This window comes from Alteromonas sp. 76-1 (genome assembly GCF_900654235.1).
Lineage (GTDB): Bacteria > Pseudomonadota > Gammaproteobacteria > Enterobacterales > Alteromonadaceae > Alteromonas > Alteromonas naphthalenivorans.
Genome location: NZ_LR136958.1, coordinates 322,320 through 333,650 on the forward strand (window position 1 = coordinate 322,320; position 11,331 = coordinate 333,650).

General features: G+C 44.8%; 12 protein-coding genes. All 12 read left to right on the forward strand.

Going from position 1 to position 11,331, the window contains the following annotated elements; genetic code table 11:
* Window positions 1–90: 90 nt before the first annotated feature.
* Window positions 91–1,056 carry a hypothetical protein gene (locus ALT761_RS01305; RefSeq protein WP_129735803.1) on the forward strand — a complete coding sequence of 322 codons (966 nt, stop codon included), beginning with the start codon at window positions 91–93 and terminating at the stop codon, window positions 1,054–1,056.
* Entirely contained in the window at window positions 1,053–1,682 is a 630-nt protein-coding gene (locus ALT761_RS01310) for a PilN domain-containing protein (protein WP_129735805.1), read from the forward strand. Before ALT761_RS01305 ends, ALT761_RS01310 begins: the two co-directional genes overlap by 4 nt.
* Window positions 1,679–2,323, forward strand: a complete 645-nt coding sequence (gspM, locus tag ALT761_RS01315; RefSeq protein ID WP_129735807.1) for a type II secretion system protein GspM — start codon at window positions 1,679–1,681, stop codon at window positions 2,321–2,323. Before ALT761_RS01310 ends, gspM begins: the two co-directional genes overlap by 4 nt.
* Complete coding sequence (locus ALT761_RS01320; RefSeq protein WP_145988251.1) at window positions 2,316–2,657, forward strand: hypothetical protein; 342 nt, start codon at window positions 2,316–2,318, stop codon at window positions 2,655–2,657. The genes gspM and ALT761_RS01320 overlap by 8 nt, the downstream gene beginning before the upstream one ends.
* A 1-nt stretch (window position 2,658) precedes the next feature.
* Window positions 2,659–4,332, forward strand: a complete 1,674-nt coding sequence (mshL, locus tag ALT761_RS01325) for a pilus (MSHA type) biogenesis protein MshL (protein ID WP_129735810.1) — start codon at window positions 2,659–2,661, stop codon at window positions 4,330–4,332.
* A 2-nt stretch (window positions 4,333–4,334) separates the two neighbouring features.
* Entirely contained in the window at window positions 4,335–5,249 is a 915-nt protein-coding gene (locus ALT761_RS01330) for an ExeA family protein (protein ID WP_129735812.1), read from the forward strand.
* Window positions 5,246–6,472 carry a tetratricopeptide repeat protein gene (locus ALT761_RS01335; protein ID WP_129735813.1) on the forward strand — a complete coding sequence of 409 codons (1,227 nt, stop codon included), beginning with the start codon at window positions 5,246–5,248 and terminating at the stop codon, window positions 6,470–6,472. Before ALT761_RS01330 ends, ALT761_RS01335 begins: the two co-directional genes overlap by 4 nt.
* A complete protein-coding gene (locus ALT761_RS01340; RefSeq protein ID WP_126872561.1) occupies window positions 6,469–8,205 on the forward strand; it encodes a GspE/PulE family protein in 1,737 nt (578 codons plus the stop codon). Before ALT761_RS01335 ends, ALT761_RS01340 begins: the two co-directional genes overlap by 4 nt.
* Window positions 8,206–8,216: 11 nt before the next feature.
* Window positions 8,217–9,443 carry a type II secretion system F family protein gene (locus ALT761_RS01345; protein ID WP_129735815.1) on the forward strand — a complete coding sequence of 409 codons (1,227 nt, stop codon included), beginning with the start codon at window positions 8,217–8,219 and terminating at the stop codon, window positions 9,441–9,443.
* Window positions 9,444–9,526: 83 nt separating this feature from the next.
* Entirely contained in the window at window positions 9,527–10,045 is a 519-nt protein-coding gene (locus tag ALT761_RS01350) for a hypothetical protein (RefSeq protein ID WP_129735817.1), read from the forward strand.
* Between the two features lie 44 nt (window positions 10,046–10,089).
* Window positions 10,090–10,713 (forward strand): prepilin-type N-terminal cleavage/methylation domain-containing protein, encoded by a 624-nt coding sequence (locus ALT761_RS01355; protein ID WP_013785861.1) that lies wholly within the window; start codon window positions 10,090–10,092, stop codon window positions 10,711–10,713.
* A gap of 108 nt (window positions 10,714–10,821) precedes the next feature.
* Window positions 10,822–11,325: a type II secretion system protein gene (locus tag ALT761_RS20850; protein WP_013785860.1), complete on the forward strand. Its 504-nt coding sequence runs from the start codon at window positions 10,822–10,824 to the stop codon at window positions 11,323–11,325.
* Window positions 11,326–11,331: the final 6 nt, after the last annotated feature.

Below are 11,331 nucleotides of genomic sequence, written 5' to 3' on the forward strand. Positions count from 1 at the left end.
TATTCTTAAAAATAAACAACTTTCGTCTACTGGTGCTATTGTTATTACTTTGTTGTAATAACAATATTATTCATGGTCAAAGATTTTACAATGCACATAGGATGGCGCCAATACCTAACGCAGAAATTTAGACGTGTTCCCAAGCACTATGTACTCGGCGTTTCTGTAGACGCTGAATCTGTATCCTTCTGCATTGTAAAGCGTGAGCAAGATTCAATAGTTTTAGTTGACGAAGAAACAGTAACGCCAGAAAAATGGGGTGAAAAGCTTCATGCTTGGCTAAAGGAAAAAAGCCTTCTTGGTATATCAACGTGCGTGTGTATGTCTCACAGTTGGTACAACGCGTTACAGCTAGACCGGCCAAATGTTGAGGACAACGAAGTTCACGGCGCACTGCAATGGTCTGTTGCCGAAATATTGGGTAGCGATAAAGCCTACGTATTTGATTATGTCGATTTGCCAGTTCCGCTTGCAGGGACTAACAAGGTAAACGTATTCGCACTACCTCGCTCTGTCATTGCTGACGTTGTCAGTCATATCCAATCTGCCGACGTAACGCTAAAAGAGATCACCACTGCTGAATTAGCGCTATGCGAACTTATGCCATCGATGGAAAGCGCCACCGTACTATTAACACAAGAAGCTGGTGAAGAAGTGGTTTTGCATGTCGTTAAAGATGGCAATCTTTATTCTTCTCGGCGCCTAAAAGGTTTTGAAAATATTGGCTCGTTTTCCAAAGAGGAATTGGAGATGGGGCTGCTTGATAATTTGGGTGTGCAAATTCAACGCTCTATGGACCACTTTGAAAGTCAGTTACGTCAACCGCCCATCCGGTCGGTTTTATTTCGGTTAGACTCCCCGCATTCTACTACGCTTAAGATGCAGCTCAGTCAGTTAATTCCAGCAGAAATCGATCAGTTAATATCGCCTATTCAAGCAAACGAAGACATTGATGTATATCGGGTGAATTTGGTGAGCTTGAGCGCTGCGTTTTGTGCATTGGTTCCACAACCTATTGCGCCTCCTACAATGAGTACTGCAGGAGCGCCAAAATGAGACAGCGGATTAACCTTTATTGGCCAGAGTTTCAGCCGGAATTTCGGTGGTTGAATGTAGGCACAATGCTTGCGGTGTGGTTACTTACATTGCTGATAGTGGTGTTGGTTACAATGAGGTTGAGCGCTACAGTTCAAAAACAAAGTGCAGTGTTAAACCAAGCGCAGGAAAGAACTATCCAGCTTGATGAAGACTTAGCCATGGCGAAATCTCAATTGGCCGAAAGAAAGCCATCAGAAGTTTTATCTGAAGAGCTCGAAACATTAAACCTTTCGGTCAGCCAAAAAACATTACTTATAGAAGAATTGAGCGGGCAAGAAACCCGAGAGCAGGCGCCATTTTACCAAGCCTTAAATGGTTTTGCCGATGTTGCAGACGGTTCGCTTTGGCTAACGCGATTTGTAGTGCGCAGTGAGCGATTGTCATTATATGGCAAAGTAAACGACCCAGGTGCACTGCCAGCGTGGTTAAAACGACTAGGAAACAGTGCTTACTTTGAAGAAAAAGAATTTGAAGTCATAAAATTAAGCCGTGATATCGACAAAGATGGCAATCCAAACGGCGTGTTGTCTTTTGAATTACTCAGTGAGCCAGCTAACGAAGACGGTGAGGTGGCACCAGAATGAGCAAAGATAGCTTAAACAGTAAATTAGCCGCTATGAGCCCCCGAGAACTCATCATGCTCTTTGTCGCGGGCTTAGTGGTGATAGTACTTATTGGTTTCACGTTTTTTATCGAGCCACTTTGGAAAAAGTCGCAATCGATGGAAAGAAGGCTTGCGTCTGAAGCCACGCAAACCTCTTCGTTAGACCAACAATTGCAAATTTATCTCGAGGCGCTTAATGAGGATCCCGACAAGGCCTTGATATCGAGCATTGCAGAATTAAAAGAAAAAGACGCGGTATTGGAACAGCGATTTAGAGATGAACTTAAAACCTTAGTCACCCCTGATGAAATGCCAGCTTTGGTTAGTCGTATGTTTGATGATGCACAACAAGTGCGCTTGGAATCTATGGCAACCATTGCGCCTGTTAATATATTTGCAGGGCGTGAAGACTTATCGGCGCTTACGCTTTATCGACATGGACTAACCCTAACGTTCAGCGGTAGCTATTTTGATATCAGAGACTTTCTTCAACGTGCTCAAAAAGAAAATATAAAGCTTTATTGGGAAGCGATGGATTACCAAGTCAGCGATTACCCTAACGGAAAAGTGACAATAGAGTTTTATACCGTTAGCACGCAAAGGACATTTATCCGTGTTTAAACTAATACTAACGATTGTGCTCACTTTTAGCTCATTTTTGTTGTTTGCACAGCAAGACCCAACTCGTCCTGGGAATACCAAAATGACAGGCATTGGTGCTACGCAGCAAGGGGACTTTTCCTTAAGCGCAATTATGTATTCTGCGCAACGTAAGCACGCCATAATTAACAATAAAGTGGTCAGAGAAGGCGACGATATCGCAGAAGGAAAAGTAGAAAGCATCACCCAGAACACCGTTGTAATTTTGAAAACGCATTCTGCCAAGCCGGTACGCACTGTATTGACTTTAGCGCCAATAACAATAATTAAAAAAAATGTATCAGAGGATTTGTAAAATGGGCAAGTTACCCCGTCTATTTGGTGTATTAAGCATCGCTTTAGTGATGGCCGGTTGTCAGAGTACGTCAGAGCCTCAAAAGCAGCTAGTGTCAGAAGTTGAACAAGACTTACAAGAACAAATTGATGCAGAAAAAGCGCGTAAATCTTCACAACTAAATACCCCAGTGCCCATTCCCTCTGCGGTATCAGCTGCATTGGCAGCACCCGAAAGTGTGTCTTCAACTAACAGCTTGTTCGGGCCACAACGTTTCGACGTTAACGCGCAAAGTGTGCCTATCAGCGCCTTTTTCGCAGGCTTGGTTGAAGGTACGCCTTACAGTGTTGCTATTCATCCGCAAGTAACTGGGTCGGTATCGCTGCAACTCAAGCAAGTCACAATTGACGAAGTTATGTCATTACTCAGTGACCTATATGGCTACGACATTGCGCGCTCAGGAACGGTTTTCAAAGTACGCGCTGCAGGTATGCGTACTGAAACCTTTGCCGTGAATTACCTCTACATGCAGCGAAACGGCGCAACCCAAACCAGTATTACCTCCGGCGGTGTAACGCAAAATAATAATCAAAATAACAACAATGGTTCTTCTACGGGCTCGTACAGTGGCAACTTCAGCAGTTCCGATAGCTACGGAAGTCAAAACAACAGCAATACTAACGGCACAACTATAAACACTCGCACTGAAACAGACTTTTGGGCTGACTTGAAGGTTAGCCTTGAAGCCATGGTAGGCAAAGAAAACGGCCGTGCTGTATTTGTTACTCCGCAAGCTAGCTTAGTTACTGTGCGGGCTATGCCTGATGAATTGTCTGATATACGTCGCTTTTTGAAAACCTCAGAAGCGAACTTAACTAAGCAAGTTATTTTGGAAGCCCGTATTTTAGAAGTGGAACTGAATGACGGCTATCAGCAAGGTATTAATTGGAATGAAATATTGGCGAACACCGGCAATACAGACTTTTCACTTTCAACCACTGCTGGCACGTTAGGCAATGACATCAGTGCTACCTTGGGGGGCGTGACAAGCCTCGCATTTTTGAACAAAGACTTCTCTGGGGTGCTGTCATTACTGTCTACTCAAGGGAATGTACAAGTACTTTCTAGCCCACGGGTAACCGCTATTAATAATCAAAAAGCGGTTATAAAAGTGGGTGACGATGAATATTTTGTTACTGATGTGTCAAGCGACAGCACGGTTACCAGCACTACAACGTCTATATCACCGGATATTGAACTTACACCCTTTTTCTCGGGAATTGCGCTAGATGTAACACCGCAAATCGATGACAAAGGCACGGTGCTATTGCATGTTCATCCATCGGTGATTGAAACTGCTGAGCAGCAGAAAGTCGTGACCATGGATGATGAGCAAATTGTATTACCATTGGCACAAAGCACCATTCGAGAGTCAGACACTATAATACGTGCAGGTTCTGGCGAGATAGTGGTGATAGGTGGCTTAATGCAAACCAGTCAGACCGATGTGGTTTCAAAAACCCCATTACTGGGTGACATTCCGCTGTTTGGTGAATTGTTCAAGAATCGCCAAGTTAGTGAAACAAAAAAAGAACTTATTATTTTACTCAAACCCACTGTTGTAGGACACGACACGTTCGAACAGCAACTGGAAACCAGTCGCCAAAATATGGTTGATTGGTTGTATGTGGATTAAGTATGTATTTGTATCATTTTGGCATTAGAGAGCTACCGTTTACTTTAACGCCAAACACCAGTTTTTTTTATGGCCTACCCAGTCATATTGAAGCCAGTGAGGTGTTACTCACTGCGCTTAAATCTGGTGAGGGCTTTATCAAAGTGACTGGTGAAGTCGGTACAGGCAAAACCCTTATTTGCCGGAAGTTTCTTAATGAATTACCCGCGCATTTTCAATCAGCCTATATTCCTAACCCTCTTTTAAGCCCAGACGAGTTGCGCCGTGCAGTGGCAAGTGAGTTAGGAGTAGATATAGGGCAAACCTGCGATCAGCAGCGTTTCACCCAATGTATTCAAGAGCGACTTATCGATATTAATGCCCAGCAGCGCAGTGCTGTTTTGGTGATTGATGAAGCGCAAGCGTTACCGGTAGAAAGTATTGAAGCACTTCGGTTAATGACTAACTTAGAGACAGAAAGCCGTAAATTATTGCAGGTGGTGCTATTTGGGCAACCAGAGCTCAATCAAAAGCTTTCAATGCCGGAGCTGCGACAGTTAAAGCAGCGCATTACATTCAGTTATTCGTTATCGCACATGGATACCGACCAAATATACCATTATGTAAAACATCGTTTAGTGGTAGCAGGGCATACCGGAGAAGAGGTGTTCGACTTAGCGTGTTGCCGATTAATGTTTATGGCTACGAAGGGGACGCCAAGACTGGTCAACGTACTGTGTCATAAGGCCATGATGCTGGCGTATGGCGAAGGCAAGTACAACGTGGATGTATCGCATATTAAGTTGGCTATTGCTGACACCGAAGCCACTACATTGCCTTGGTACGCTTCTTTTGCCCTGTGGCCTTCTTTGGTAGCCGCCGGTGTGGTGGTTTCGGTAACCCTTGCCAGTGTACTCGAGTTTGGAGGCATGGCATGAGTGTTGTGAATAAAATGCTGAAAGATCTAGAAGCTCGCGAAGGCGTTGAACAACCGCAAGCTCGATACCAGGCCCCACAAAAAAAGTCAGTAAGTGCGCTTACTATCGTTGTGCTCTTGTTAGTTATCGCAACCATCGCGTTAGCTGTGTGGGTGCTGCTTAACCCCGCGCCATCGCTGTCATCTGCGGCGTTGCCCTCTGAATCAATGGCGATAACAGATACTGACGAGGTTTCATTAACCGAACAAAGCCCAGCTATATTGCCGACTTCCCTGACAGCAAGTGCTCAACCAAGTACTACATCTGCCGACCAAGGGAGTGCTGAAAAAGAAAGTGCTAAAGCTAACATCTCGCAAAACGACGACACGAATAAGCCGCATAATTTATCAAAACCAATGCAGACGTTTGCCCAAGTAGCACAGGATACATCTTCGGAAAAGGCGAAAGCCACTGAGGGGGAATACCTAAAAAGCCCGCGTGCTGCTTCTGATGCAAGCATTAGCCCTACTTCCAACCCAGACAATAGCCCTAATGGCATCTATGTAGCGAAGACTGTATCAAAGTCGGTAGACAGCCTAAAAACAGCTGAGTCTGCACCAGTGCCACGTTTTTCAAAGCAGATTGATAACAATAAAAACGCCCCTGCGATAGAAGAGCAGGTGCGCTTGGCTCTTGATAATAACGACTACAACACAGCCATCGGGCTAATGCAGCAGAAAGTGCAAAGCCATCCAACCGATATTGGTGCTAAGAAGAAGCTAGCGTCCTTGCTGTTTGCCAGCGGCCAGGTCGAAAAAGCCCAGGCCTTATTACAACGTATGCTTGTGAATTCACCGGATGATCACAGCGTTCGCCTTATGTTGTCGCGGTTGTATGTGAAACAAGGGCTAACAACGTTAGCGATAGAAAGCGCGAACGGTGCTGTTTCTTCACCTCGCAACCCACTGTCTATAGAGTTACTTAGTTTTAGAGCGAATTTACTGCAGCAACATGGCGAGTTCGACAAGTCACTTAATGATTATTTAGTGCTAACTAAGCGGCGACCTCTCGAGCCCAAATGGTGGTTAGGTGCTGCGATAAGTGCTGACAGTTTGCATCAATCTGCACTGGCGTTTCACGCTTTCTCCCAAGTAGTAAAGATTGATACGCAGCAGACCCTATCACCAGATGTACATCATTATGCGCAAGAGCGCATGGCTAGGCTTCGGGAAGTAGTAAAATGAATAAACCTAGAGTTCGCCTTGGCGACCTTCTTGTTCAGCATAATTTGATTAGTGCTGATGAGCTTATGACGGCATTGTCTGAGCAAAAGAGTACGGGCCGCAAGTTAGGTGCTACGCTAATTTCGATGGGGTTGGTGACTGAACACCAAATGCTTGAATTGTTATCACGGCATTTAAATGTTCCGCTTATCGATATCGATCAATACCGGGTAAATCAACAAGCTGTGCTGCTTTTACCTGAAATTCAAGCTAGGCGATATCGCGCACTCGTAATTGATGATAAGGGTGACAGCCTGCTAGTTGCCATGTCAGATCCCGCCGATTTAACCGCGGTAGATCATCTTTCAGAAACGTTAAACAGACAGATTGAACTTGCCGTAGTTAGCGAGCAGCAGCTGTTCACCGCTTACGATACTTTTTATCGAAAAACCCAAGAAATTGCGAGTTTTGCCCAAGAGCTGGCAGAGGAATACGATACTGAAGATAACTTCAATATAGAACTTGGTGGTGCGGGCGACCAAGACACAACAGTCGCCCGCTTGCTGCAATCCATTTTTGAAGATGCTGTGATAGCAAAAGCGTCTGATATTCATATAGAACCTGATGAAAATCAGTTGAGAATACGACAACGGGTAGATGGGGTTTTACAAGAAACCGTTATACCCGAGAAAAGTATAGCGGCCGCGTTAGTGCTGCGCTTAAAACTGATGGCGGGGTTAGATATTTCGGAAAAGCGGCTACCGCAAGATGGCCGCACTCAAATAAAAGTTAAAGGGCACAAAATAGACGTGCGTTTGTCCACCATGCCAGTGCAAGGTGGTGAGTCTGTGGTCATGCGTTTACTTGATCAGTCCGCAGGAATACTGACCCTTGAACAAACTGGTATGCCTTCAGCACAGTTAACCCGCTTTAGAAATTTGCTACGACGCCCTCATGGGATGATTTTGGTTACCGGGCCTACCGGTTCGGGTAAAACGACCACTTTGTATGGTGCATTAAGTGAATTAAATACGGCAAAGTCGAAAATAATTACCGTAGAAGATCCGGTGGAATACCGCTTACCCCGCATTAATCAGGTTCAAGTGAATCCTAAAATAAACCTGACTTTTTCAAATGTACTTAGAACCACACTACGACAAGACCCCGACATTATTATGGTAGGGGAAATGCGCGATCAAGAGACGGTAGAAATAGGGCTTCGTGGCGCATTAACCGGTCACTTAGTACTATCAACACTGCATACCAACGACGCTATATCTAGTGTAGTGCGCTTACTCGATATGGGCGCGCCAGGTTACTTGGTGGCAAGTTCTCTTCGAGGCATTATTGCTCAGCGTTTGGTACGCCGAATTTGTGATAATTGCACCACCTCTTATACGCCAACGGATGATGAAAAGGTGTGGTTGAACGGTATTGATGAAAATGCCGCAGACGTTGCCTTTAAACAAGGGCGTGGCTGTCAGAAATGTAATCAAACAGGATACAGAGGGCGAATTGGGGTTTTTGAGTTACTCGAAATGACTGAAAACATGATGAATTATTTAAAATCCAGTGATATCCAAGGCTTTAGTGATGCCGCGACTAAAAGCGCGGGCTATCGCTCTTTGCCTCAATCTGCTCTGACTTACGCAAAAATGGGCGTAACCAGTGTAGAAGAGGTGTTAAAACTGGTAGAGATGGTGGCCCAAGATGCTCCCACCTCTGAAATCACTGACGACACAACAGTGCAATAAGGCAATGATAGATGGCACGGTTTAGCTACAAAGGGCGAGAAAGAAATGGCGCCCTGACAGAAGGCGAGTTAGACGCGAACGATGCAGGAAGTGCAGCGGCAATGTTGCGCGCTCGTAGTGTAACGCCAATTGCTATTGCCCCCATGAGTGATAAAAAAGAAAGTGTCGTGTCTGGTTGGCAAGGCTGGTTTGTCCCAGAAGTCACTTTGGACGATTTAGTTATTTTTTGTCGCCAAATGTTCTCGCTAACCAAAGCGGGTATTCCCTTACTGAAAGCGGTGTCCGGCTTAGCTGAATCCTGTAATTCTATTCGCCTTAAACTTGCCCTTGAAGACGCTATCGTTAGTTTAGAGCGGGGGCGCACCTTATCTTCTGGTTTAAACCAGCACCCTAAAATTTTTAACCAGTTGTTTGTGAGTATTATTCATGTTGGCGAAAACACCGGTCAGTTAGAAGATGCCTTCGCTCAACTAGCGGTATATTTAGAGCGCGAACAAGAAACTCGCAAACAAATTAAAGCGGCCACGCGCTACCCCATTTTTGTGCTTATCGCCTTAGCGGGCGCGTTTGTAGTGCTCAATATCTTTGTTATCCCCAAATTCGCCGACATGTTTTCTAAGTTTAATGCCGAGTTGCCTTTAATGACCCGAGCGCTCATTGGCACATCAGATTTCTTGCTGAACTACTGGTACTTGTTAATTGCTGGCGGGATATTCATTGCCTACATAATTAGGCGTTCATTAAACACGAAAATTGGGCGTTTAAATTGGGATAGACGTAAGCTTTCATTACCTATAGTGGGCAGTATTTTCAATCGTTCTTTGCTAAGCCGCTATTGTCGAAGTTTTTCAATGATGTTGCGCGCGGGCGTTCCCTTAACCAGTGCACTAAACTTAACCTCAGAAGCGGTGGGAAATGTGTACATGGGGCAAAAAATTATTGCGATGCGCGAGCGAATTGAAAAAGGTGAGGGGCTAGCACGAGTCAGTGCAGCAAGTGGACTATTTACACCTTTGGTGATGCAGATGATTCGTGTTGGTGAGGAAACCGGTCGCGTAGATGAATTACTGGTTGAGGCGTCGGAGTTCTATGAGCGTGAAGTTGACTACGATCTTAAAAATTTAACAGCAAAGATAGAGCCTTTTTTAATTGTCGTGGTGGCAGCCATGGTACTGGTGCTCGCGCTGGGTATTTTTACCCCCATGTGGGACATGATGAACGCAATAAAAGGCGTATAACTTCCTAGCTTAAAGATGTGTTATAACAGTTCGTTAAGAACAATATATGGCAGCTGAAAAGTAATAGCAGCAAGGGTAGTAACATGGTGACGAAAAGCGAAGCCGCAAAAAATAATAACAGATCCATATTTATCAACATTATTGTGATCACGTTGTTTGCTTCACTAATGGCTGTTTTTATCGTGCGACTGAATACCAGCGAAGCTAATTTTGAAGCACAGATGCTTAGGCAACTAGCGCTCAAGTTGGAAGAATCTGCAGTAACGGCTCATTGGAAGTGGCAATCAGAAGGGCGGCCGGTTCGTATTCTGCTTACGCACTATGATAGGCAAGGTAATGAAGTTGGACGTACGCCCGTGCTAATGAGTCATGAGGGATGGCCAGAAGTCTCGCCTTCTGTACAAGGGTGTAAAACCCTTTGGAACGCATTGCTAACCGTACCTATGGTAGTGAATGGTTTTAATGTGCGCGGTGAATATTTTCGTGGAGAGTTAGTCGACGATGAGGCCGTGAATGCACGTTGCCGATTTTCCTTAAGCGCGGGGGATTACTTTGACTACTTTGTATTTCGTGGTGATGTGGTTCCAGAAGACGAACAATAACAAACAGACTGAATTTTAATAATGAGAAAACTGGGGTGGTCCAAATGAAAAAGCAACGACATCAAATAGCGGGAAAACAATTAGGTTTTACGCTAATAGAGCTTGTGATTGTAGTCGTATTACTTGGGCTATTAGCGGCAGTGGCCATTCCACGCTTTCTTGATATTACTGAACAAGCTGAAGATGCCACGGTTGAGGGCGTTGCCGGTGGTTTCGCCACAGGTGTTGGGCTTGTGCGGGCACAATGGGAAATAGAAGGTCGGCCAGAAGAGAATGCGTCCACCAATCAGACCTTTGTAACACTTGATGGCATTAATGTCGCGGTTGATCAGGATACCGGCTATCCGACAGGCCTGCTAAACGGTGACGGTAACAGTCAAGACACTGCGATTACCGCATTAGATTGCGAAAGTATCTTTAGCCTGATAATGCAAAGCGCACCCTCTATTACATCGAGTTTTTCAGAATCACCATTTGACGGTTACCGATACTTTGCTACAAATAGTAGTGGCGGCGGCGCAAGTGGTAATGACCTTTGCTATTATTACCTTAGCCAATCTATAAAAAATCTGAACAGTAGCCCTACCAATGATGCGCAAGGCGATGGGTTTCTATACGACCCACGGATAGGCCAAGTTATCGTTTTTAGTAATGATTCAAACTCATAACTATGTATTGAGTTTTATACGTAAAGTAGTGATTTTTAAACTAAAGTTTTATATTCAATCACGTCTTTTTTGCAATAATAAACGTAATTGAAACAAAAGGACATTTTTATGCAGCAACGCGGTTTTACCCTTATTGAGCTAGTCATAGTTATCGTTATTCTTGGTATTTTAGCGGTTACCGCTGCGCCTCGGTTTGTAGGTTTCCAAACTGATGCTCGCATTGCCACGTTAGAAGGGGTGGAAGGCGCACTGATTAGTGCTTCGGAAGCTATTCATGCAAAAGCAATTATTGCTGGCGCGACTGCATCGTCAAACACGACCATCAACGTGAATGGCACCGATATCAACGTTCGTTATGGCTACCCGTACAGCACATACTTCGATGACAACAATAACACAACCACTGTGCAGCTAGATTCGTATATGAACCTAGATATTCGTGCAGTAAACACCACCGCAGACCAAGGCACTACAGATTGGTATGTGAGTGCTAACGGTACATGGGCTCGCATTTACCCCGACGGTTTTGAAGGTGCTAACTGCTATGTCGAGTACAGAAATGCGGCAGCGGGTGGCTCTCCTACTATCACATTGACTTCGACTGCTTGTTAAATATTA